This window comes from Mycolicibacterium aurum (assembly GCF_900637195.1).
Lineage (GTDB): Bacteria > Actinomycetota > Actinomycetes > Mycobacteriales > Mycobacteriaceae > Mycobacterium > Mycobacterium aurum.
This window is the reverse complement of sequence record NZ_LR134356.1, coordinates 2,768,639-2,792,030: the sequence shown is the minus strand read 5'-3', so window position 1 is coordinate 2,792,030 and position 23,392 is coordinate 2,768,639. Positions and strand designations below refer to the sequence as shown.

Here is a 23,392-nt window from a genome sequence, read left to right as displayed (position 1 = left end):
TTGTCGTGGGACTCCAGGAACTGTGGTTTCTCCTGATCGCCGTGCTTTTTCTCGGCTTTCTGGTGCTCGAGGGCTTCGATTTCGGCGTCGGCATGCTGATGGCTCCGCTGGGCGCCCGCGGACCGGGCGACCCGGACGACCGACGCCGCGCGGTGCTCAACACGATCGGCCCGGTGTGGGACGCGAACGAGGTCTGGCTGATCACCGCGGGGGCAGCGATGTTCGCCGCCTTCCCCAACTGGTATGCGACGTTGTTCTCCGCCCTTTACCTGCCACTGCTGGCCATCCTGTTCGGCATGATCCTGCGGATCGTCGGCATCGAATGGCGCGGCAAGATCAACGATCCGCAGTGGCGCAACTGGGCTGACATCGGCATCGCACTCGGCTCGTGGCTCCCCGCCGTGCTGTGGGGTGTCGCGTTCGCAATCCTGTTGCGGGGCTTGCCAATCGACGCCGACGGGCAGACCAACGTCGCCATCGGGAACGTGCTCAGCCCCTACACCCTGCTGGGCGGGTTGGCGACCGCCTCGCTGTTCCTGTTCTACGGGTCGGTCTACCTCGCACTGAAGACCTCGGGGGCGCTGCACGACGACGCGTTCCGCACCGGACGGCTTCTGTCGGTCCCGGTGATCGTGCTGGCCGGCGGATTCGGTCTGTGGACTCAGCTCGCCTACGGCAAGCCCTGGACCTGGCTCCCGCTGAGCCTGGCCGTGGTGGCACTGCTGGTGTCGGTCGCATTGATGTGGCGAAAGACGCGGGAGGGCGTGGCGTTCGCGTCGATGGTCGTGGTGATCGCCGCGGTGGCCGCGCTGATCTTCGGATCCATGTACCCGTACCTGTTGCCGTCGACGCTGAATCCCGACTGGGGTGTGACGATCTACAACGGGTCGTCGACGCCGTACACGCTGCGCATCATGACGTGGGCCTCGCTGGCGCTTCTGCCCTTGGTGCTGTGCTACCAGGCCTGGTCCTACTGGGTGTTCCGGAAGCGGGTGAGCGCCGATGCCATCCCGCCGTCCATCGGCCTGTCGAGGCGACCGTCCTGACACAGACCTCGCGCGCCCCGATAGACCCGCGACTGTGGCGGGCCTCGGCGGCGATGCGCCGATTCCTGGTCGCCACCACAGCCTGCGGTGTGCTCATCGCGGCCTGCACCATCTCCGCATCGGTTGTGCTGGCAGGGATCGTCGCGCGGGTCATCACCGACCCCGCCGCCCGCACTGTCGGGGCGCTCGCAGGGCCGATCGTGATGCTCGCGACGCTGTGGACCGTCAGGACACTCGCGCACTGGCAGCAGGGCAGGCTCGCGCAGCGGGGTGCCAGTGCGGTGATCGCCGATCTGTCCGAACAGGTGCTGACCACCGCGACGTCCCTGCCGCCACGGGAGCTGACCGCCGAACGCGACGACGCCGCCGTCGTCATCACCCGCGGGCTCGACCGGCTCCGGGTGTACTTCACCGCGTATCTGCCGTCGCTGTTCCTCGCGGCGATCCTCACCCCCGCCACCGTGATCGTGATCGCGTTCTACGACTGGAAATCGGCCGTGATCGTGATGATCGCGCTGCCCCTCATCCCGATCTTCATGATCCTGATCGGCCTGGCCACCGCCGACCGCTCGGCGGCGGCGCTGACCGCGATGGCGACACTGCAGTCGCGGCTGCTGGATCTCGTCGCCGGCCTACCCACACTGCGCGCACTCGGGCGCACCGACGGCGCGGCCCGGCGAATCGCCGAACTCAGTGCAGCACATCGCCGTTCCGCCATGGCCACGATGCGGATCGCATTCCTGTCCGCGTTGGTGCTCGAGCTCCTCGCGACGCTGGGAGTGGCGTTGGTGGCGGTCGGTGTGGGCATGCGACTCGTCTACGGCGAGATGACGCTGACAGCAGGCCTCACCGCGCTACTGCTCGCCCCCGAGGTGTTCTGGCCGTTGCGCCGCGTCGGGGCGGCGTTTCACTCCGCCCAGGACGGAAAAACCGCCGTGCAGGCGGCGTTCCGGTTCATCGACCGCCAGACACCCTCGACCGGTGGCACACTCGCCGTGCCCGGTGATGCGGTGACGATCGAGGTGGACGTCCCGCAGCTGATCGCTGAGCCCGGTCGCATCACCGTGCTGACCGGCCCCAACGGGATCGGCAAATCCACCCTGCTGCAGGCGATTCTCGGACTCGGCGATCCGACCGCGGGCCGCATCCACGTCAACGGTGTCGACGTCGACGACCTCGACCCCGCGCAGTGGTGGTCGACGGTGGCGTGGCTGGCTCAGCGGCCGGTGCTGATACCGGGCACGGTGCAGGACAACCTCGAATTGTTCGGACCGCTTCACGACGTGGCAGCGGCATGCCGCGCGGCGTGCTTCGATTCCGTACTCGCGACGCTGCCCGACGGTGTGCAGACCGTCATCGGACGCGGCGGCGTGGGTCTGTCGCTGGGCCAGCGCCAACGGCTCGGCCTGGCACGGGTCCTGGGTTCTTCGGCGCCGGTGCTGTTGTTCGACGAGCCCACCGCGCATCTCGACGGCCCCACCGAATCCCGTGTGCTCGACGCCATAGCGGCCCGAGCCGCCGGCGGTGCCACGGTGATCGTGGTGGGGCACCGCGATCCGGTGCTGGCCCGCGGCGACGTGGTCGTCGAGATGGGGGGTGTCCGTGTCGCGCCGTGATCCCCTGTTGCTGGCGTGGTCGCTGCTGCGGCCACGGGTGCCGCGCATCGCGGGCGCCGTGATCTTCGGCGCGCTGTCGCTGGGCAGTGCGCTCGGCCTGACCGCGGTGTCGGCGTGGCTCATCACCCGCGCCTGGGAGATGCCGCCGGTACTGACCCTGACCGTCGCCGCGGTCACGGTCCGCGCACTCGGCATCTCGCGCGGACTTCTGGGGTACTGCGAACGGTTGGCGTCGCACGACACCGCGTTGCGCGCCGCGGGTACCGCTCGCGAGCAGCTGTTCATCCGGCTGGCCACCGGACCCGCGGACGCTGTGATGCGGCGCAGCAGCGGCGATCTGGTGTCCAGGGTGGGCAGCGGGGTGGACGAGCTGTCCGACGTGCTGGTGCGCGCGGTGGTGCCGATCTGTGTCGCCGCGATCCTCGGCGTGGCGGCGGTCACCACCGTCGCCGTCATCTCCCCGGTCGCCGGGTTGGTGCTGGCGATCTGTATGCTGATCGCCGGCGGCGCTGCCCCGGCACTGGCCGCCCGGGCTGCGTCAGCCGCGGAAACTATTGCCGTCGAACATCATTCACAGCGTGATACCGCGGTGATGCTGGCTCTCGAACACGCCCCGGAATTGCGGGTCAGCGGCCGCCTCGCCGGCGTCATCGCCGACGCCGGTGAGGAACAACGCCGGTGGGGGCGCGCGATCGACCGCGCCGCTGCACCGGCGGCCGTGGCCGCGGCGGCACCGACGGCGGCCATCGGAGTGAGCGTTCTCGGCGCCCTGTTCGCCGGGATCGCGCTGTCGGACCACCTCGCGCCCACCACCGTCGCCATCCTGATGCTGGTGCCACTGGCCGCATTCGAAGCCACCGCGGCACTCCCCGGCGCCGCCGTCGCGCTGAGCCGGGCGCGGCTGGCGGCACGGCGCCTTCTCACCCTCACCGACACCGTCGACGACGACCGTCGACCGGCCGTCACCGCGCTGGACCTGCGACCCGGCGACCGCGTCGCCGTCGTCGGACCCAGCGGCTGCGGGAAGACGACACTCCTCATGCAGACACCGGGCGTCTTCTTCGCCGAGGACGCCCATCTGTTCTCCACCACCGTTCGCGACAACCTGCTGGTCGCCCGCGGCGACGCGGACGACGACGCATTGCGCGACGCGCTCCGGCGCGCCGGACTCGGTCGCTGGCTCGACGACCTACCCGAGGGCCTGTCCACGGTTCTGGTCGGTGGCGCCGCGGCGGTATCGGCCGGACAGCGCAGGAGGCTGCTGCTGGCACGCGCGCTGGTGTCGACAGCGCCGACGCTGCTGCTCGACGAACCGACGGAGCATCTGGACGCCTCCGACGCCGAGCAGATCATGGCGGACTTACTCACACCGGGTGCCCTCTTCGGCGCGGAACGCACCGTGGTCGTTGCCACTCATCATCTGCCCGAGAACGTCCCGGTGACGGTAATCTCACCCGCATGAGTGAACCTCCGCCGCCTCCTCCGCCGGGCGCGTACCCGGGTCCGCCCGGCGGATATCCGCCACCGCTCTACGGCGGCTACCCGGCGATCCCGCCCGTCGGCCCGAAGAACGGAATGGGCACGGCCGCGCTGGTGGTCGCGATCGTCGGCCTGCTGTCGTGCTGGACGGTGGTCGGCGGCGTCGTGCTCGGCATCACCGCGATCGTGCTCGGTGTCCTGGGCCGCGGCCGCGTCAAGAAGGGCGAGGCGACCAACGGGGGTGTCGCAACGGGCGGAATCGTGCTGGGCGCCGTCGCGATCGTCGCGGGGCTGGCTTTCATCGCGATCTACGCGACCCTGGGATGGGCGATGTTCAAGGAAGTCGGCGGCGGCGATTACATCGATTGCATCAGCCGCGCCGGCGACGATCAGGCGGCTGTCGAACAGTGCGCCAACGAGTTCAGCCAGCGCGTCGAGGACGAGTTCTCGGTCACCGTCACTCCGACGCCGTAGCGCGCCCCGGGAAGTACTTGATGATGCCTTCCTGCACGACGGTGGCCAGCGGCTGACCTGACCGGTCGAAGAAGTGTCCGGTGCCCAGGCCGCGGGAATCGGCGGCAACCGGCGACGTCGTCGAGTAGAGGACCCAGTCGTCGAACCGCACCGGTCGGTGGAACCACACCGTGTGGTTGGCGCTCACCGCGAAGATCCGGTCGTGGCCCCAGGACAGACCGTGCGTGGTGATGATCGAGTCCAGCACCGTGGTGTCTGACGAGTACACCAGCGCTGCGGCGTGCAGCACCGGGTCGTCGGGCATCACCCCCTGCGCCTTCATCCACACCCGGTTGTGGTCGAGGCGCTCCCCTTTGTCCCGCATGATCCACGCCGGGTCGTTGGTGTAGCGCCACTCGATGGGCCGCAACGCGTTCGCGAAGTGGGGGACGATCTCCTCGTACCCGCGCAGCAGGTCGTCGATCGGCGGCACGTCGAGAGGGTGACCCGGCGGTGGAGGCTGGAGGCCGTGCTCGAGCCCCTTACCGCCGGCGAGGTAGGACACCATCGCCGTGGTGAGCAGCTGTCCCTTCTGCATGACGTCCACGCGGCGGTTGGCGAACCGGCGCTCGTCACGCAGCCGCACCACGTGGAACTCTAGATCGAGTTCCGGGTCGCCGCCCGCGATGAAATGCACCGACAGCGCACTCGGCGGAGTGGGGTGCTTCAGGGTCCGCCCGGAAGCGACGAACGCCTGCGCCATCATCTGGCCGCCGAAGGTGCGGATCGGGTTCTTGCTCGGGTGCGAGCCCAGGAATGTGTCGTCGTCCACCCGGTCCAGGTGCAGGATCGCCAGCAGCTCCTCGAAGTCTGCGTGTGCGCCAGACTCCGGCACTGCTGTCTCCTACCTGTGGTCGGGCTAGACGTCGTCCTCCCCGATGCGGTGGACGTGGATCAGATTCGTGGAGCCTACTGTGCCCGGAGGAGCGCCCGCGACGATGACCACGAGGTCGCCCCGCTTGTAGCGGCCGAGCTCGAGCATCGACTTGTCGACCTGGCGGATCATCCCGTCGGTGGTCTCGATGTGCGGGACGATGAACGTCTCCGTTCCCCAGGTCAGTGCCAGCTGGCTGCGCACCTCCGGCAGCGAGGTGAAGGCCAGCACCGGCAGCGGGGTGTGCAGCCGGGCCAGGCGACGCACCGTGTCGCCGGACTGCGTGAACGCCACGAGCGCTTTGGCGTCCAGACGTTCGCCGATGTCGCGGGCGGCGTAGGAGATGACGCCCCGCTTGGTCCGCGGGGTGTGGGTCAGCGGCGGTGCGGTCACCGAGTTGTCCTCGACCGCGGAGATGATGCGCGCCATCGTGCGGACCGTCTCGAACGGGAACTTACCCACCGAGGTCTCGCCGGAGAGCATGACCGCATCGGCACCGTCGAGCACGGCGTTGGCGACGTCGGATGCCTCGGCACGGGTGGGCCGGGAGTTCTCGATCATCGATTCCAGCATCTGGGTGGCGACGATGACAGGCTTGGCGTTCTCCCTGGCCATCTGGATGGCCCGCTTCTGCACCAGCGGCACTTCTTCGAGCGGCAGCTCGACGCCGAGGTCGCCGCGGGCGACCATGATCGCGTCGAAGGCCAGCACGATGGCTTCGAGGTTGTCGATCGCCTCGGGCTTCTCCAGCTTGGCGATGACGGGAACGCGGCGGCCGACGCGGTCCATGATCTCGTGGACGAGTTCGACGTCGGCGGGCGAACGCACGAACGACAGTGCGACCAGGTCGACACCGAGCCGCAGCGCGAACTCCAGATCGGCGATGTCCTTCTCCGACAGCGCCGGGGCGGACACGTTCATGCCCGGCAGTGACATGCCCTTGTTGTTGCTGACCTTGCCGCCCTCGGTGACCGAGCACACCACGTCGTTGCCGTCGATGTGCTCGACAACCAGGCCGACGTTTCCGTCGTCGACGAGGACGCGGTCCCCGGGCCTGGCGTCCTGAGCGAGTCGCTTGTAGGTGGTGGACACCCGGTCGTGGTTGCCCTCGAAGTCCTCGACCGTGATTCGCACGGTCTCGCCGTTGGCCCACACCGTCGGACCGTCCGCGAACCGGCCCAGCCGGATCTTGGGTCCCTGCAGGTCAGCGAGGATTCCGACGGCCCGTCCGGTCCGGTCGGATGCGGCACGCACCCGCTTGTAGTTCGACTCGTGGTCCGGGTAGTCGCCGTGACTGAAGTTCAGCCTGGCCACGTCCATTCCGGACTCGACCAGCTGCCTGACCGCCTCCTCCGAGGCGGTAGCCGGACCGAGCGTACAGACGATCTTTCCGCGTCTATTCACGGCTCCTGAGCATAGTCGTTAATCGATTCAGACGACGGCCAGCGGGAGCGCGCCGGGCCTGACCGGCGCGGGTAGATCCGATTCGCCCATGAGGTAGGTGTCGACGGCGTGGGCGGCGCTCCGCCCCTCGGCGATCGCCCACACGATCAAGGAGGCGCCACGGTGCGCGTCCCCGCAGACGAACACTCCGGGTGCATCTGTCTGCCAGTCCGAACCGCACGAGAGCGCGCCGCGCCGGCTCAGCGACAGACCGAGCTCGCCGAGCAGCGGCATGTGTTCCACGCCCTCGAAGCCGATGGCCAGCAGGGCCATGTCGCACGGGATTTCCAACGAGTCACCGACCGGCACGATGCTCCTGCGGCCCGAGGCGTCGCGCTCCACCTTCACCTCGGCGATCTCCATCGCACGCAGGTTGCCCTGGTCGTCTCCGAGGAACCGTTGCACCGCAACTTCATAGCGCCGGTGTCCACCCTCGGCGTGGGCCGGTGACAGCCGGGTGCGCAACACGATCGGCCACATCGGCCACGGCGAGCGGGACTCGTCGCGGTACTCGGGCGGTTCGGGGTTGTAGTCGAGCTGGGTCACCGACGCGGCGCCCTGACGGTGCGCGGTTCCCAGACAGTCGGCGCCGGTGTCGCCGCCACCGATGATCACCACGTGCTTGCCTTCGGCGGTCACCTGGCTGGGACCGTCACCCTCGCATTCCTTGTTGGCGGGCACCAGGTGATCCATCGCCAGGTGCACGCCGTTGAGGTGGCGGCCCTCGACGTCGTTGTCGCGCGCCCGCAACGCGCCGACAGCGAGCACCACCGCGTCGTGCTGGGCCCGCAGCTGATCCACCGACAGGTCCACACCGACCTCGCAGTCGGTGACGAAGCGCGTCCCTTCGGCCCGCATCTGCGAGAGTCGCTGATCGAGCGTCGCCTTCTCCAGCTTGTACTCGGGAATGCCGTAACGCATCAAGCCGCCGATGCGGTCGTCACGCTCGTAGACCGTCACGTCGTGGCCGGCGCGCGTGAGCTGCTGGGCCGCGGCCAGACCCGCCGGGCCCGAACCGACCACCGCAACCTTCTTGCCCGTGGAGATGGCGGCAGGCTGGGGTTCGACGATGCCGTTCATCCACGCCTGGTCGGCGATGGTCTGTTCGATGCGCTTGATGGTGACGCTGCCACCGGTCTGCTCCTCGGCGATGGACAACACACAGGCGGTCTCGCACGGGGCGGGGCACAACCGTCCGGTGAACTCCGGAAAGTTGTTGGTGGCATGCAGCCGGTCACTGGCCGCATCCCAGCGGCCGCGGCGCACCAGATCGTTCCATTCGGGGATCAGGTTACCCAGCGGACAGCCCGCAGTTCCGGAGTGGCAGAACGGGATTCCGCAGTCCATGCATCGACGCGCCTGCTGAGAGACTTCGCCGGCACGCTCGTGCGGGTTCTGGCGCTCGTACACCTCACGCCAGTCTCCGACCCGTTCGTCGACCGGACGTTTGGCGGCGTCGACCTTGGCCACCTCAAGGAATCCACGCGGGTCAGCCACGGCTTGCCTCCATGATCGCGGTGTCGACGTCCCGGCCCTCGGCTTTCGCCATCCGGGTGGCCTGCAGCACCCGTTGATAGTCCAGCGGCATGACTTTGGTGAACTGCGCACTGCGTCGCGGCCAGTCCGAGAGCAACGACGTCGCGACAGTGCTGCCGGTGTAGCCGGCGTGCTGGGCCACCACACCGTGCAGCCACGTCAGGTCCTCGGGATCGAGGCGCTGCAGTTCCACCATGGCGGTGTTCACCCGCCGCGGGTCCAAGCCCAGCACGAACGCGATACCGCCCGACATTCCGGCGGCCATGTTGCGGCCCACCTTGCCCAGGACCACGATCCGGCCACCCGTCATGTACTCGCAGGCATGGTCGCCCACGCCCTCCACGACGGCCAGCGCACCGGAGTTGCGGGCGGCGAACCGCTCCCCCGCCCGGCCGCGCAGGTACACCTCGCCCGAGGTGGCGCCGTAGAGCAACGTATTGCCCGCGATGACATTGTCTTCCGGCAGGAACAGCACGTCAGATGGCGGCTTGACGATGATCTTGCCGCCGGAAAGCCCTTTGCCCACATAGTCGTTGGCATCACCGATGAGTTCAATCGTGATGCCCGGCGGCAGGAAGGCGCCGATCGACTGGCCGGCGGACCCGGTGAGGGTGATGTGGATGGTGTCCTCGGGCAACCCCTGCGCACCGTAGCGCCGGGTGACCTCGCTGCCGAGCAGGGTCCCCACAGTCCGGTTGACGTTGCGAACCGGGAGCTCCAGCCGGACCGGATGCGCGTCCTCCAAAGCGCCTTCGGCGAGCTGGATGAGCGTGCGGTCGAGCGCCTGATCGAGGCCGTGGTCCTGAGCGCGCACGCGTCGCCGCTGCGTCAGCGCCGCGCCGTGCGCATCCGTGGGCACCGCGAAGATGGGGCTCAGATCCATGCCCTTGCTCTTCCAGTGCGCGACGCCCATGTCGGTGTCGAGGACCTCTGCATGCCCGACGGCCTCGTCGATGCTGCGGAAGCCGAGCTCGGCCAGGTATTTACGGATGTCCTCGGCGATGAACCGGAAGAAGTTCTCGACGAACTCAGGCTTGCCGTTGAAACGCGCCCGCAGCTCGGGATTCTGGGTCGCCACCCCCACCGGGCAGGTGTCGAGGTGACAGACCCGCATCATGATGCATCCCGCGACGACCAGAGGCGCAGTGGCGAATCCGTACTCCTCGGCACCGAGCAGCATGGCGACGATGACGTCGCGGGCGGTGCGCATTCCGCCGTCGCACTGCACGGTGATGCGGTCCCGCAGACCGTTGAGCACCAGGGTCTGCTGGGTGTCGGCCAAGCCGATCTCCCAGGGCGCGCCGGCGTGCTTGAGGCTGGTCAACGGGGCAGCCCCGGTGCCGCCGTCGTAGCCGGAGATCAGCACGACGTCGGCGTGCGCCTTCGACACGCCCGCCGCCACCGTGCCCACACCCACCGAGCTGACCAGCTTGACGTGGATTCGCGCGTCGGCGTTCGCATTCTTGAGGTCGTGGATCAGCTGAGCCAGATCCTCGATCGAGTAGATGTCGTGGTGCGGCGGCGGTGAGATCAACCCGACCCCCGGGGTGGAATGCCGGGTCTTGGCGATGTTGGGGTACACCTTGTAGCCCGGAAGTTGACCGCCCTCACCGGGTTTGGCGCCTTGGGCCATCTTGATCTGGATGTCGGTGGCGTTGACGAGGTAGTCGCTGGTGACGCCGAACCGGCCGGAGGCCACCTGCTTGACCGCGCTGCGTCGCGTCGGGTCATAGAGCCGGTCGACATCTTCACCTCCCTCACCGCTGTTCGAGCGGCCACCGAGGGCGTTCATGGCGATGGCCATCGTCTCGTGGGCTTCGGCGGAGATGGAGCCGTAGCTCATGGCACCGGTGTTGAAGCGCGTCACGATCGACTCGGCGGACTCGACCTCGTCCAACGGCACAGGAGGACGCAAGTCCTTCTTGAAGTCGAACAGCCCGCGCAGCGCCCCACCCTCGCGGGCCAACCGGTTGACTTCCTCGGAATACTGCTCGAACACCTGGTAGCGCCCGGTACGAGTCGAATGCTGGAGCAGGAAAACCACTTCCGGAGTGAACAGATGGAGCTCACCCTCGCGGCGGAAGGCGTATTCGCCCCCGACCTCCAGGCGGCGGTGCACCCGTTCGGTGGGGTTTTCCGGGTAGGCGCGGCGGTGACGGAGCTTGACCTCTTCGGCGATCACGTCCAGTCCGATGCCGCCGAGCTGGGTCGGGGTCCCGGTGAAGTACTCGTCGATGACGTCCCTGTCGATGCCGACGGCCTCGAACGCCTGCGCTGCGGTATAGGAGGCGACGGTCGAGATCCCCATCTTGCTCATCACCTTCATGACGCCCTTACCGAGCGCCTTGACGTAATTGCGCACCGCGGTGGCAGTTTCGATGCCCGTCAGTTCACCTTCGCGGATGAGATCCTCGATGGACTCGAACGCCAGGTACGGGTTGACGGCAGCGGCTCCGAATCCGATGAGCAGCGCGATGTGATGGACCTCGCGGGCATCGCCGGTCTCGACGACCAACGCCACGGTGGTGCGCTCCTTGGTCCGCACCAGGTGGTGGTGCACGGCGGAGACGGCAAGCAGCGACGGGATCGGCGCCTTGGTGTGATCGGAGTCGCGGTCGGAGATCACCAGCGTGCGCGCGCCTTTGGCGATCGCGTCGCAGGCGCGCAACTGCAGGTCCTCGAGTGCCTCGGCCAAGCCCTCGCCACCGCGTTCGACGTCGTAGAGGGCCCGCAGTACGGCGGTACGAAGACCCGGTTGCTCGCCGTCGTCGTTGATGTGGACGATCTTGTTCAGTTCGTCGTTGTCCAGGACCGGATAACTGAGCTTGATCTGGCGGCACGACGCCGCGGTGGGTTCGAGCAGATTCTGCTCGGGGCCCATCACACGGGCCATCGACGTGACGATCTCTTCGCGGATGGCGTCCAGCGGCGGGTTGGTCACCTGCGCGAACAACTCGACGAAGTAGTCGTAGAGCAGCTTCGAGCGTTGCGAGAGCACCGCTGCCGGGGTGTCGCTGCCCATCGAACCCAGCGGTTCCATCCCCGATGCGGCCATCGGAGTGAGCAGGATCCGCAGGTCTTCTTCGGTGTAGCCGAAGCTGATCTGCCGACGGACCACCGATTCGTGGTTGGGCGCAACCCGGGCGCGGTCGGGAAGGGTCTTGAGGTCGAGCAGGCCGGCATGGAGCCATTCGCCGTACGGTTCGGCGGCCGCCAACTCCTCCTTGATCTCGTCGTCGGAGACGATCCGGCCCGCCGCGGTGTCGATCAGGAACATCTTGCCGGGCTGCAGGCGGCCCTTGGCGACGATCTGAGCGGAATCGACATCCAGGACACCACTCTCGCTGGCGAGGATGATCCGGTCATCGAGGGTGCGCCACCACCGTCCCGGACGTAACCCGTTGCGGTCCAGCACAGCTCCGACGAGCGTGCCGTCGGTGAAGGTGACGCAGGCGGGGCCGTCCCACGGCTCCATCAGCGAGGCATGGAACTGCCAGAAGTCCCGCTCGGCAGCCCCCATGGTGGTGGTGTTCTCCCACGCTTCGGGGATCATCATCAGCACGGCGTGCGGCAGGCTGCGACCACCGAGGTGCAGCAACTCGAGCACTTCGTCGAAGGAAGCCGAATCCGACGCCTCGGGTGTGCAGATCGGGGACAGCCTGTCGATGTCGCCGGGGATCTTCGCACTGGCCAGCATGGCTTCGCGGGCGTGCATGCGGTTGCGATTGCCGCGCACCGTGTTGATCTCGCCGTTGTGGGCAACGAACCGGAACGGGTGTGCCAGCGGCCAGGACGGAAAGGTGTTGGTGGAGAAGCGACTGTGCACGATCGCGATCGCACTGACGCAGCGCTCGTCGCGCAGGTCCGGAAAGTATTGCGGCAGCTGCATTGTCGTGAGCATGCCCTTGTAGACCAGCGTCCGGCTGGACAGTGACGGGAAGTAGACGCCGGTGCGTTCGGCACGTTTGCGCATCGGATACACACGCCGGTCGAGATCGATTCCGGCAGGTCGGGTTCCGTTGTGCTCGGGCGCGGCGAGGAAGAGCTGGGACATGTGCGGCATGCACCCCAGTGCGGTCATCCCGATGGCTGCGCCCTCGGGGTCGACAGGGACGTCACGCCAGCCGAGCACCTCGAGGCCCTCTTCTGCGGCGATGGATTCCACGGTGACGCGGGCGCTTTCGCGAGCCTCGAGATCCTGCGGGAGGTAACAGATGCCCGCGGCGAAGGTATTGAGTCCTTCAGCGGCGGCCGCCGGGAGGTCGAAGTCGACGACGTCGCGCAGCAATTCGACGGGCAGCTGGATCAGGATCCCCGCCCCGTCACCGCTGTTGGGTTCCGCGCCCGCGGCCCCGCGGTGTTCGAGGTGCTCGAGGGCGGTCAGACCGTCGGTGACGATCGAATGGGAGCGCCGCCCCTGGATGTCGGTCACCATGGCGACGCCGCAGGAATCCGCCTCGTTGGCCGGGTCGTACAGGCCTTGGGCTTCGGGCAACGCCGAGTAGAGCATGGACATAGGCCTCCGCAGTCCTGAATGTCGTGTTCAGGGACTGCGTCGGCCCGTTGGCCGAGTGTATCAGCGCAGGTGTTGGGCTACCCGTCGAGAACGGTCGGGACCAGCGGGAATCCAGGAAGATTGCGGATCACCGTCCACGCCACGACGGCGCTGAGGATCACCGCGTAGACGGGAACCGTCAGCGCCGTCCTGCCCTGCCGACGCCGGACCAGCACCCACGCCAGCAGCAGCGGCAATCCGATGAGGACGAACGCGTTGTCGACGAACGCGGCGGCGAGGTCGCCGTGGAGTACGTCGTGGGTCATGCGCAGCCCTCCGCACGCCGGGCAGTACCAGCCGGTGAGCTCGTGGAACGGGCACGCCGGGAACAGGAACCCAGAGCTGTGCGGGTTGCCGATGCCGATGTAGGCCAGGGCACCGACGAACACCGCGCCGGTACCGAGGCCGACGACGAGCCGCTGACGGTTGCCGAGCGTGGCGCTAGGTGCCATCGCGCAGCGGACGGCCCTGCGGGTCACGCACCTTGTCGGTGAGGATCAGCACCGCGTCGATGATCCCCCAGACGATGGCGCCGATGCCGCAGGTGAGCAACCCGACAACGAGCTGGATGATCCCCAGCTTGGTGTCGCCGAGGTAGATCCGCCCGATGCCGACGAGCCCGAACAGTCCGAGCAGCTGTAGCAGTCCCGCGACCACCTTCGACTTGTCCGAGAAGGGTTCACCCGTGACCGGATGCCTGCCCCAAGGCGCGGCGGGATCCATGTATGCGGTCGGGTACGGGCCGGGAGGAGGCGGGTACTGGCCGGGCAGCGGCTGGTACTGGCCAGGTGGGGGCGAGTACTGGGGTCCTGGTGGGACATAACCCGGTTGAGACGGCGGAGGCGTCGAGTTTGTGCCCTCATCACCGCGGAACGGGGGTTCGGTCATGGCCACCAGCATGCCAGAACCGGTCGGTGCCCTGAAGGGTGACGGCGTCAGTCGGCGATGTGGACAGGCGGGTCGGCGAACGCCAGATCCCACGCCGGCTGACCCGGACCCATCGGATCGCAGCGCTTCACGGGCACCAGGTGTGTGCTGAAGCCACTGGGAACCAGGCTGGCGATCCCCACACAACGCTGCCAGGTGCCGTCCGGCCGCACAGGACCGTCGCATTTGCTGATGAAGGGCCCGCCGTAGAGACAGCCCGCGCTGGCCGTCGGCGCGGCGATGGTCAGCCCTGCGGACATCAGCAGAGCGGCGGCCGATGCACCGACGATGCAGCGCTTCATGGTTGTCTCCCGTCGCCACACCGTGGTCGTTGCCTGACGCTACCGCGTCTGTACCCGGAATTACGGCCTTTGACGCCGGGATCCGCAACGTCGGCGCAGCGAGACCGCCGGTGACACGCGTCAGCGATTGCGGCGCCGACGAACCCACTGACGGACACGGTCGGCAGCCTCCAAAGCTCGCTGGCCACGCGATGTTTCGGCGTCGGCGCCAGCAGTGGCGGCCCAGGCCGTGGACTTCGGCACGACCTCTTCGGCACGGTCGTCGGAGGGGCTCTCGGTGACGCTGTCAGCAGTCAGTGCCTCGGCGGCGTCCGTCCCCTCGGCAGCAGCCTTCTCGTCGGATTCTCCGTCGGTGTCGGCATCAGTGTCGGTGTCGGCCTCGGCTTCGACGTCGGCCACCAACTGCTCGGCGTCAGCCTCGCCCTCGACCACAGACTCATGAACCACCGCAGCGTCGCCCACCGCCGCAGCAGCCTCATCACCATCCACCGAACCCAGACCCTCGGACTCAGGCGCCACATCGGCATCGGCGTCAGCGTCAGCCTCGGCGTCGGTCACCAACTCCTCGGCATCGGCATCGGCATCGGCGTCAGCCTCGGCCTCGACGTCAGCGACCAACTCCTCGGCGCCAGCCTCACCCTCGACCGCAGACTCATGAACCACCGCAGCGTCGCCGACAGCCGCAGCAACCTCATCACTATCCAACGAACCCAGACCCTCAGATTCAGGCTCGGCATCGGCATCGGCATCGGCGTCAGCCTCGGCCTCGACGTCGGCCACCAACTCCTCGGCCTCAGCCTCACCGTCGACCGCAGCAGCGTCATCAGCCTCCACCGAACCCAAGCCCACAGACTCGGGCGTCACATCGGCATCGGCGTCAGCTTCGGCCTCGACGTCGGCCACCAACTGCTCAGCGTCAGACTCACCCTCAACCGCCGACTCATGAACCACCGCGGCGTCGCCTACCGCCGCAGCAGCCTCACCACCATCCACCGAACCCAGACCCTCAGACTCAGACTCGGCATCAGCACCGGCGTCAGCCTCGGCTTCGACGTCAGCCACCAACTCCTCAGCCTCAGCCTCACCCTCGACCGCAGACTCATGAACCACCGCAGCGTCGCCCACCGCCGCAGCAACCTCACCACCATCTACCGAACCCAGACCCTCAGACTCAGGCGCCACATCAGCCTCGGCATCAGCCTCGGTTTCGGCCTCGGCATCGGCATCAGGCTCGGCCCCGGCGTCGGCCTCGGCCTCGACGTCGGCCACCAACTCCTCGGCCTCAGCCTCACCCTCGACCGCAGACTCATGAACCACCGCAGCGTCGCCCACCGCAGCAGCAGCCTCATCACCATCTACCGAACCCAGACCCTCAGACTCAGCCTCAGGGGCCTCTACGTCAGTCGACATGACGTCACGCGCTGCAGCCGCACCTGCTGCCGCCTCCGACGCTTCGTCGCCCTCGACGCTCCCGAGACCTCCGGCCTCATCGGGCAGCGGCGGACTCACCGATTCCTCGTCGGAAGCGCTCACGGCATCCTGCTCGGCTTCTGCACCGTCAGACACGCCGAGTTGCGAAGCCAACGCCCCGGCCCCGGCAGCACCCTCGACCGCGGCGTCATGGACCGTGGATGCGCCGTCGGCAGCGTCGACTGCCTCGTCGCCCTCCACCGCGCCGAGACCGCCGACGGCGAGCGCGCCCGAGTCGGATTCGTCGGCAGCCGCCTCCGGCTCGTCCGCCTCCTCGGCCGCATCTTCGGCGTCGTCGCTGGCCTTCGCCTCGTCTTGATCGGCCACTTTCGCCGCCGCAGCCACCCCGGTCGCCGCGGCAGCCGCTGCGACCGCGAACTCCTCGACGCGCGATTCGTCGTCCACGTTCCCGCGCAGGGTCGCGGGATCCTCGCGGCCCTTCGGCGCAGCCATGATGTAGACGACGGCACCGATGAACACGAAGGTCGCGGTGAAGGTGTTTATCCGAATGCCGGCCAGCAGGGTCGCCGTGTCGCTGCGCATCAGCTCGATCCAGAAGCGACCGAGGCAGTAGCCCGCCACATAGAGCGCGAACAACCGTCCGTGCCCGATCTTGAACCGCCGATCGACGATGATGAGAACCGCGAAAACCAGCAGATTCCACAGCAGCTCGTAGAGGAACGTCGGGTGGACCGCGTACTCGAGTGCCAAGCGTCCGGTCGACACACCGTTCAACATGTCGAGCTGACCGGCGGAATTCACCCGCTCATAGATCTCCAGGCCCCACGGCAGCGTGGTCTCACGACCGAACAGCTCTTGATTGAAGTAGTTGCCGAGCCTGCCGATCGCCTGCGCCAGGATGATCCCGGGCGCGATCGCGTCGCCGAACGCGGGCAGCGGTATCCCCCGCCGTCGACACGCCACCCAGGCGCCGATACCACCCAGCGTCACGGCGCCCCAGATACCGAGGCCGCCGTCCCAGATGCGCAGTGCGGCGCCGAACCCCGCCCCGTCCTCGCCGAAGTAGGTGCGCCAATCGGTCATCACGTGATAGACGCGGCCGCCGACCAGTCCGAACGGGACAGCCCACAGTGCGATGTCGTAGATGACGCCGGGCTCGCCGCCCCTGGCCACCCATCGGCGGTCACCGATCACCAGTGCGGAGACGATGCCCACGATGATGAACAGCGCGTACGCACGCAGTGGGAACGGGCCAAGGAACCAGACGCCCTGCGGCGGACTCGGGATGTACGCCAGAACCGTCGTCGTCACGCAGTAATCCTCTGCCGAACACCGCCAGCAAGCTCTTCGGTCAGCGAGCGGAGCGCCGGGATACCCGTCTGCAGAGCGGACACCAGCGCGGAACCGACGATCACGCCATCGGCGTATGCGCCGATCTCGGCTGCCTGCTCCCCTGACCGGACACCGAGGCCGACCCCGACCGGAATATCTGAGACAGCCTTGACGCGGCTGACCAGTTCGGGAGCAGCGTTCGACACCACGTCGCGAGCACCGGTCACGCCCATTGTGGAGGCGGCGTAGACGAACCCGCGTGAAGCGCTCACCGTCTCGGCGAGACGTTCCGGAGTCGACGACGGCGCGACCAGGAAGATCCGATCCAGGTCGTGAGCGTCCGACGCCGCCATCCACTCGTCTGCTTCGTCGGGAATCAGGTCAGGCGTGATCAGGCCAAGCCCACCCGCCGAAGCCAGATCGCGGGAGAAGCTGTCAATACCCCTGCGCAACACCGGATTCCAGTACGTCATGACAACGGCACTGCCGCCGGCGTTGCTGATGGCCTCGACAGCGCGGAACGTGTCGTTCACGCGAACACCGCCACTGAGAGCAACCTCGGTGGCTGCTGCGATTGTGGGCCCGTCCATCCCGGGATCCGAGTACGCCACCCCGACCTCGACGATGTCACAGCCGGCCTCGACCAGCGCGACCATCGCCTCGATCGACGTCTCCACATCGGGAAAGCCCGTCGGTAGATAGCCGATCAACGCCGAACGACCCTCGGCGCGACACGATTCGAACAGTCCAGCAAGCCGACTCACGGCGTCTTGTCCTCCAGCAGACCGAACCACTTGGCCGCCGTCTCGACATCCTTGTCACCGCGGCCGGACAGATTCACCACGATGATCGAACCCGCCCCGAGCTCCGGCCCGAGCTTGAGAGCACCCGCCACCGCGTGCGCCGACTCGATGGCGGGGATGATGCCCTCGGTGCGGCTCAGCAGGGACAGCGCGTCCATCGCCTCGGTGTCGGTGATCGGAAGGTAGCGGGCGCGACCCACGTCCTTGAGCAGCGCGTGTTCGGGGCCGACTCCGGGATAGTCCAAACCTGCCGAGATGGAATGGGATTCGATCGTCTGACCGTCCTCGTCCTGCAACAGGTAGGAGAACGAACCCTGAAAAGCGCCCGGTGATCCACCGGTGAATGTCGCGGCGTGCCGGCCGGTTTCGACGCCGTCGCCTGCCGCCTCATAGCCCACCAGACCGACGCCCGGGTCGTCGATGAAGGCGTGGAAGATCCCGATCGCATTGGACCCGCCGCCGACGCACGCGACAACGGCGTCCGGCAGTCGTCCCGCCTGATCGAGGATCTGTGCCCGGGCCTCCATACCGATGACGCGCTGGAAGTCACGCACCATGAGCGGGAACGGGTGCGGGCCCGCGGCCGTACCGAAGCAGTAGTAGGTGTCATCGGCGTTGCTGACCCAGTCGCGGAAGGTCTCGTTGATGGCGTCTTTCAACGTCTTCGAGCCTGACTCGACCGACACCACCGACGCACCCAGCAGCCGCATCCGTGCCACGTTGAGCGCCTGGCGGGCCGTGTCGACAGCGCCCATGTAGATCACGCACTCCAGACCGAGCAGCGCGCAGGCCGTCGCCGACGCGACGCCGTGCTGACCGGCGCCGGTTTCCGCGATGACGCGGGTCTTGCCCATCTTCTTCGCGAGCAGGGCCTGGCCGAGCACGTTGTTGATCTTGTGGGAACCGGTGTGGTTGAGGTCTTCTCGCTTCAGGAAGATCCGGGCGCCGCCGGCGTGCTCGCTGAGCCGTTCCGCCTCGTAGAGCGGGGACGGCCGGCCGGTGTAGTGCCGTTGCAGGCGGTCCAGCTCATCGAGGAACGTCTGATCGCTGCGAGCCTTCTCGTAGGCAGCGGTCACCTCTTCGATGACGGCCATCAGCGCCTCGGGGACCAACCGTCCGCCGTAGGCGCCGAAGTGGCCGCGTGCATCAGGGTCGTGGGACGTGGGTTCGGCCACCGCGGCGCTGGCGCGCGGCAGATCTGGACCGGCGAAATCAACCACTTAGCGTGCAGGTTTCGGACATGACGGGTGAGTACCCGCGGTGACGAGGTCGGCAACCGCGCTGCGCGGATCACCGCTGGTGACCAGGCCTTCACCGACGAGGACGCCGTCGGCACCTGCTCCGGCGTAAGCCAGCAGATCCGCGGTCCCGCGCACGCCGGATTCCGCGATCCGGATCACCTTGCTCGGCAGCCCCGGCGCGATCCTGGCGAAGCAGTCACGGTCGACCTCGAGGGTCTTGAGGTCACGTGCATTGACACCGATCACCGACGCTCCGGCCTGCAACGCGCGGTCGGCCTCCTCCTCGGTGTGCACCTCGACCAGGGCGGTCATGCCCAGGGATTCGGTGCGCTCCAGCAGCGACTCGAGGGCCGGCTGCTCCAAGGCCGCCACGATCAGCAGCAGCATGTCGGCACCGTGCGCGCGCGCCTCGTGGATCTGGTACGGCCGAACGATGAAGTCTTTGCGCAGCACCGGGATCGACACCGCGGCCCGTACCGCGTCCAGGTCGGCGAGAGAGCCGTGGAAGCGGCGCTGCTCGGTCAACACGCTGATCACGCGGGCGCCGCCGCTTTCGTAGGCGCGAGCGAGTTCGGCGGGATCGGCGATCGAGGCCAACTCGCCGCGTGACGGGCTGGCGCGCTTGACCTCGGCGATCACCGCGATACCGGGCGTCCGCAGCGCGGCCATCACGTCGATCGGCGGCGCCGCGCGCTTGGCCTTTTCTTTGACCTCGGTGAGGCTGACAGCGGCCTCGCGTGCGGCAACGTCAGCACGGACTCCCTCGAGAATGGAGTCGAGTACGGTCGCCGAACCCATAGGCGTGGTTTCCCTTCCCCTGACGGCCGTTTGATCTCTAACGAAGGGTAGTCGCCACCGAGCCATGCTTGGTCACCGCCCCTTGTTGTCCGGGTTGGTCGGGTCCAGCCCCTCATCGAGCGCATCCCAGATCATTCGCTCGGACATCGCCGTGGACTCCGTCTCCACCACCGGAGCGCGGCTGTAGCGCGCGGTCTCGGCACCCTTGCGGGCCGCAGAGCGCATCAGGAGCACGGCACCACACAGCGAGAACGCGGCGGCGACCAAGGCCACGCTGGCACCGACGTAGTGCCGCTGCGTGCCCAGCAGATCGGCCACCGGCACGTCCGCGAGGCGCGCAGCCCGCACCGCGACGTCGACGACCACCCACAGGCTGATGGCCAGGTACGCCATTCCTGCGCTGGCCGCCGCCACCAGCACCGCCAGGATGCGCAACGGCCAGCCCCGGACGGCGAGCGCCGCCACCGCCGCGGCGAGCACCAGCAGGGCCAGCGGAATCAGCGCCGTCGACCACGTCGATCCGGACAGGTCCGCGGTGCGGGGCTGCCCCAGACCGTCGAAGGAGCTGATCTGCACCCAGGTGAGTCGCGACGCCCCCCACAGGCCGACCGCGGCGAGCACCAGCAACAGCTGCGCGGCCCGGATCACGGTTCGCTCAGCGTCTCGGCCGCGGCGATCGCGGCCAGCACGGCCCGCGCCTTGTTGGCGGACTCGTTGTATTCGTACGGACCGTTGGAGTCGGCGACAACACCACCACCGGCCTGCACGTACGCGGTGCCACGCCGCATCAGGGCAGTGCGGATCGCGATGGCGAAGTCGGCGTTGCCGGCGAAATCGAGGTAACCAAGCACGCCGCCGTAGAGCCCGCGGCGTGTCAGTTCGACCTCCTCGATCAGTTCCATCGCACGCACCTTCGGTGCCCCCGACAGCGTCCCGGCGGGAAAACACGCCGTCACCGCATCCAGCGCGGTCTTGTCATCCGCCAACAGTCCGGTGACCGTGGACACCAGGTGCATGACGTGGCTGTAGCGCTCGATGTGGCTGTAGTCCTCGACCTTCACGGTGCCCGGCTGGCAGACCCGCCCCAGATCGTTGCGGCCGAGATCGACCAGCATCAGGTGCTCGGCGCGTTCCTTCTCGTCCGACAGGAGTTCCTTCTCCAGCAGGACGTCCTCCTCCTCGGTGTCCCCACGCCAGCGGGTGCCCGCGATCGGGTGCGTCGTCGCGCGCCGGTCCTTGACGGTGACCAACGCCTCCGGGCTGGAGCCGACGACCGTAAAGTCCAGTCCCCCATCGTCGTTCGGCACATTGAACAGATACATGTACGGACTCGGGTTGGTCACCCGCAGCATCCGGTACACATCGAGAGGATCGGCGTCGGTGTCCATCTCGAAGCGCTGGGAGGGCACCACCTGAAACGCCTCGCCGGCTTCGATGTCACCGACCAATTTGTCGACGATGGCGGTGTACTCCTCGACCGTGCGCTGGGCGCGGTGCAGCGGCGCGGGTCTGCTGAACGTCGCGACGGTCGAGGTGAGTGGTTCGGCCAACGCGGCGGTCATCACGTCGAGCCGCGCCACGGCGTCGTCGTACGCCGCGTCCACACGCTCGTCGGTGCCGTTCCAGTTGACCGCGTTCGCGATCAGCGTGATCGTGCCCTCATGGTGGTCCACCGCAGCAATGTCGGTGGCCAACAGCAGCATCATGTCGGGCAGCCCGAGGTCGTCGACGGTCAGTTCGGGCAACCGCTCCAGCCTGCGCACCATGTCGTAGGCGAAGAATCCGACCAGGCCCGACGACAGCGGCGGCAGACCGGGAAGCGCGGCGGTCTCCAGCAGCGTCACGGTGGCCCGAAGCGCCGTCAGGGGATCGCCGCCGGCAGGCGCGTCCTGCGGGATGACGCCGAGCCATACCGCCTCGCCGTCGCGCACCGTGAGCGCCGACGGGGAACCCGCTCCGATGAACGACCAGCGCGACCACGAGCGTCCGTTCTCCGCGGATTCCAGGAGAAACGTTCCGGGACGGTTGGCCGCGAGCTTGCGATACGCCGACAACGGCGTCTCGCTGTCCGCGAGCACCTTGCGGGTCACCGGGACCACGCGGTGCTCGGCGGCCAGTGCCCGGAAGTCCTCACGCGACGTCGTCGCGGCCAGCGATGAACGCTTGCGCGAAGAGCCATCGGCCAGGTTGGCGGTCGTCTGCACGCGGCAATCCTCCCAGAAGTACCGTGAGAACCATGAATCGTGGCGATCAGGTGGCGGAGTTCGAATTACCGGACCAGACGGGGACGACGCGGACACTCACCGAGCTGCTCGCCGGCGGGCCCATCGTGCTGTTCTTCTACCCGGCGGCGATGACGCCCGGCTGCACCAAAGAGGCATGTCACTTCCGCGACCTGGCCGCCGAATTCCAGGCAGTCGGCGCCAACCGGGTGGGGATCAGCGCAGACTCGGTGGACAAGCAGGCCAAGTTCGCTGACCAGCAGAAATTCGACTACCCCCTGCTGTCGGACACCGAAGGTGTGGTGGCGACCCAGTTCGGCGTCAAACGCGGGCTGCTCGGCAAGTTCATGCCGGTGAAGCGCACCACGTTCGTCATCGACACCGACCGCACCGTGCTGGAGGTCATCGCCAGCGAGTTCAGCATGGACACCCACGCCGACAAGGCCCTCGAGGTGCTGCGCCAACGCTCATGACGGCCGTTCTCGAGCTCGCCGACGTGACGTTCCGCCGCAACGGCAAGCAGATCATCGACGGGATCTCGCTCACCGTGCAGCAGGGCGAGCATTGGGCGTTGCTGGGCCCCAACGGGGCGGGCAAGAGCACCCTGCTCGGCTTCTGTGCGGCGATCATGTTCCCGACGTCGGGCACCGTGCGCATACTCGGGAACCTGATGGGCCGCGTCGACCTGTCCCAGCTGCGGCACTACATCGGCCATGTGAATCCCCGCCATCAGCTGCAGTATTCGCTGACGGTGCGGGAGGTGGTCCTGACCGGGATCACCGCCACCAACGACACGCCGATGCGATGGACGGCCAGCGCCGACGAAGCCGACCGGGCCGACGCGATGATCGCGGCGGTGGGCCTGTCCCGCAAGGCCGACGATGTCTGGCCGACGCTGTCTCAAGGCGAACGGGGCCGCACCCTGATCGCGCGGGCGCTGATCCCCGAGCCGCGTCTGCTGCTGCTCGACGAGCCGTCGACGGGTCTGGATGTCGCTGCGCGCGAACAACTGCTGGAGACCATCGACTCGCTGGATCAGACCCATCCGGAGGTGGCGTCGATCCTCGTCACACACCATCTCGAAGAGCTACCGATGACGACCACACACGCCCTGCTGATCTCCGAGGGACGCACCGTGGCCTGCGGGCCGGCCCGGGAGACCATCACCACCGACACGGTGTCGGCGGCGTTCGCGCACCCGGTGAACGTGGGTTACGACGAAGGACGCTGGACCGCTCGGGCAAAAGGCACGCGCATCATCTAGGCCCGCTCGG

19 protein-coding genes are annotated in these 23,392 nt (G+C 67.9%); 6 read left to right on the top strand and 13 right to left on the bottom strand.

Features of this window, described 5'->3' with window-relative positions; all coding sequences use genetic code 11:
* Positions 1 to 5 precede the first annotated feature (5 nt).
* From cydB to EL337_RS13275, 4 genes are read left to right on the top strand one after another with little or no spacing between them, the layout of a single operon-like run.
* Entirely contained in the window at positions 6 to 1,046 is a 1,041-nt protein-coding gene (gene cydB / locus EL337_RS13290; protein WP_048633832.1) for a cytochrome d ubiquinol oxidase subunit II, read from the top strand.
* Between the two features lie 53 nt (positions 1,047 to 1,099).
* Positions 1,100 to 2,662 (top strand): thiol reductant ABC exporter subunit CydD, encoded by a 1,563-nt coding sequence (cydD, locus tag EL337_RS13285; RefSeq protein WP_048633833.1) that lies wholly within the window; start codon positions 1,100 to 1,102, stop codon positions 2,660 to 2,662.
* Positions 2,649 to 4,124 carry an ATP-binding cassette domain-containing protein gene (locus EL337_RS13280; protein ID WP_048633911.1) on the top strand — a complete coding sequence of 492 codons (1,476 nt, stop codon included), beginning with the start codon at positions 2,649 to 2,651 and terminating at the stop codon, positions 4,122 to 4,124. The genes cydD and EL337_RS13280 overlap by 14 nt, the downstream gene beginning before the upstream one ends.
* Positions 4,121 to 4,615, top strand: coding sequence for a DUF4190 domain-containing protein (locus EL337_RS13275; RefSeq protein ID WP_048633834.1), 495 nt, complete (start codon positions 4,121 to 4,123; stop codon positions 4,613 to 4,615). Before EL337_RS13280 ends, EL337_RS13275 begins: the two co-directional genes overlap by 4 nt.
* On the opposite strand, the gene EL337_RS13270 is transcribed toward EL337_RS13275, so the two are convergent.
* The 13 genes from EL337_RS13270 to EL337_RS13210 form a co-directional block, all read right to left on the bottom strand.
* Positions 4,599 to 5,489 (bottom strand): acyl-CoA thioesterase II, encoded by an 891-nt coding sequence (locus EL337_RS13270; protein ID WP_048633835.1) that lies wholly within the window; start codon positions 5,487 to 5,489, stop codon positions 4,599 to 4,601. The genes EL337_RS13275 and EL337_RS13270 overlap by 17 nt on opposite strands.
* 24 nt (positions 5,490 to 5,513) lie before the next feature.
* The gene (gene pyk, locus EL337_RS13265) at positions 5,514 to 6,932 is read right to left on the bottom strand and encodes a pyruvate kinase (protein ID WP_048633836.1); all 1,419 of its coding nucleotides are present in this window, start codon (positions 6,930 to 6,932) and stop codon (positions 5,514 to 5,516) included.
* A gap of 27 nt (positions 6,933 to 6,959) precedes the next feature.
* Positions 6,960 to 8,468 carry a glutamate synthase subunit beta gene (locus EL337_RS13260; RefSeq protein WP_048633837.1) on the bottom strand — a complete coding sequence of 503 codons (1,509 nt, stop codon included), beginning with the start codon at positions 8,466 to 8,468 and terminating at the stop codon, positions 6,960 to 6,962.
* Positions 8,461 to 13,017, bottom strand: coding sequence for a glutamate synthase large subunit (gltB, locus tag EL337_RS13255; RefSeq protein WP_048633912.1), 4,557 nt, complete (start codon positions 13,015 to 13,017; stop codon positions 8,461 to 8,463). The genes EL337_RS13260 and gltB overlap by 8 nt, the downstream gene beginning before the upstream one ends.
* Before the next feature lie 83 nt (positions 13,018 to 13,100).
* Positions 13,101 to 13,514: a DUF2752 domain-containing protein gene (locus EL337_RS13250; RefSeq protein WP_048633838.1), complete on the bottom strand. Its 414-nt coding sequence runs from the start codon at positions 13,512 to 13,514 to the stop codon at positions 13,101 to 13,103.
* Positions 13,504 to 13,950 (bottom strand): NINE protein, encoded by a 447-nt coding sequence (locus EL337_RS13245; protein WP_083443169.1) that lies wholly within the window; start codon positions 13,948 to 13,950, stop codon positions 13,504 to 13,506. Before EL337_RS13245 ends, EL337_RS13250 begins: the two co-directional genes overlap by 11 nt.
* 47 nt (positions 13,951 to 13,997) lie before the next feature.
* Positions 13,998 to 14,291: a CDGP domain-containing protein gene (locus tag EL337_RS13240; protein WP_048633839.1), complete on the bottom strand. Its 294-nt coding sequence runs from the start codon at positions 14,289 to 14,291 to the stop codon at positions 13,998 to 14,000.
* Between the two features lie 120 nt (positions 14,292 to 14,411).
* Positions 14,412 to 17,033, bottom strand: a complete 2,622-nt coding sequence (gene lgt, locus EL337_RS13235) for a prolipoprotein diacylglyceryl transferase (RefSeq protein ID WP_083443167.1) — start codon at positions 17,031 to 17,033, stop codon at positions 14,412 to 14,414.
* Positions 17,030 to 17,818: a tryptophan synthase subunit alpha gene (trpA, locus tag EL337_RS13230; protein WP_048633840.1), complete on the bottom strand. Its 789-nt coding sequence runs from the start codon at positions 17,816 to 17,818 to the stop codon at positions 17,030 to 17,032. Before trpA ends, lgt begins: the two co-directional genes overlap by 4 nt.
* A complete protein-coding gene (gene trpB, locus EL337_RS13225; RefSeq protein WP_048633841.1) occupies positions 17,815 to 19,077 on the bottom strand; it encodes a tryptophan synthase subunit beta in 1,263 nt (420 codons plus the stop codon). Before trpB ends, trpA begins: the two co-directional genes overlap by 4 nt.
* Positions 19,078 to 19,896 carry an indole-3-glycerol phosphate synthase TrpC gene (gene trpC / locus EL337_RS13220; RefSeq protein ID WP_048633842.1) on the bottom strand — a complete coding sequence of 273 codons (819 nt, stop codon included), beginning with the start codon at positions 19,894 to 19,896 and terminating at the stop codon, positions 19,078 to 19,080.
* A 72-nt stretch (positions 19,897 to 19,968) separates the two neighbouring features.
* Complete coding sequence (locus EL337_RS13215; RefSeq protein ID WP_048633843.1) at positions 19,969 to 20,544, bottom strand: TIGR02234 family membrane protein; 576 nt, start codon at positions 20,542 to 20,544, stop codon at positions 19,969 to 19,971.
* On the bottom strand, positions 20,541 to 22,100 hold the full coding sequence (locus EL337_RS13210; protein ID WP_048633844.1) for an anthranilate synthase component I: 1,560 nt from the start codon (positions 22,098 to 22,100) through the stop codon (positions 20,541 to 20,543). The genes EL337_RS13215 and EL337_RS13210 overlap by 4 nt, the downstream gene beginning before the upstream one ends.
* 32 nt (positions 22,101 to 22,132) lie before the next feature.
* On the opposite strand from EL337_RS13210, the gene EL337_RS13205 reads away from it, so the two are divergent.
* Positions 22,133 to 22,591 (top strand): peroxiredoxin, encoded by a 459-nt coding sequence (locus EL337_RS13205; RefSeq protein WP_048633915.1) that lies wholly within the window; start codon positions 22,133 to 22,135, stop codon positions 22,589 to 22,591.
* Positions 22,588 to 23,382 (top strand): ABC transporter ATP-binding protein, encoded by a 795-nt coding sequence (locus tag EL337_RS13200; RefSeq protein WP_048633845.1) that lies wholly within the window; start codon positions 22,588 to 22,590, stop codon positions 23,380 to 23,382. Before EL337_RS13205 ends, EL337_RS13200 begins: the two co-directional genes overlap by 4 nt.
* Positions 23,383 to 23,392 lie beyond the last annotated feature (10 nt).

Coding starts and splice junctions, on each gene's coding strand:
- EL337_RS13205 (WP_048633915.1), top strand. CDS start 22,133: ATGAATCGTGGCGATCAGGTGGCGGAGTTCGAATTACCGGACCAGACG.
- trpC (WP_048633842.1), bottom strand. CDS start 19,896: ATGGGTTCGGCGACCGTACTCGACTCCATTCTCGAGGGAGTCCGTGCT.
- gltB (WP_048633912.1), bottom strand. CDS start 13,017: ATGCTCTACTCGGCGTTGCCCGAAGCCCAAGGCCTGTACGACCCGGCC.
- EL337_RS13245 (WP_083443169.1), bottom strand. CDS start 13,950: ATGACCGAACCCCCGTTCCGCGGTGATGAGGGCACAAACTCGACGCCT.
- EL337_RS13250 (WP_048633838.1), bottom strand. CDS start 13,514: ATGGCACCTAGCGCCACGCTCGGCAACCGTCAGCGGCTCGTCGTCGGC.
- EL337_RS13240 (WP_048633839.1), bottom strand. CDS start 14,291: ATGAAGCGCTGCATCGTCGGTGCATCGGCCGCCGCTCTGCTGATGTCC.
- cydD (WP_048633833.1), top strand. CDS start 1,100: ATGCGCCGATTCCTGGTCGCCACCACAGCCTGCGGTGTGCTCATCGCG.
- EL337_RS13200 (WP_048633845.1), top strand. CDS start 22,588: ATGACGGCCGTTCTCGAGCTCGCCGACGTGACGTTCCGCCGCAACGGC.
- EL337_RS13275 (WP_048633834.1), top strand. CDS start 4,121: ATGAGTGAACCTCCGCCGCCTCCTCCGCCGGGCGCGTACCCGGGTCCG.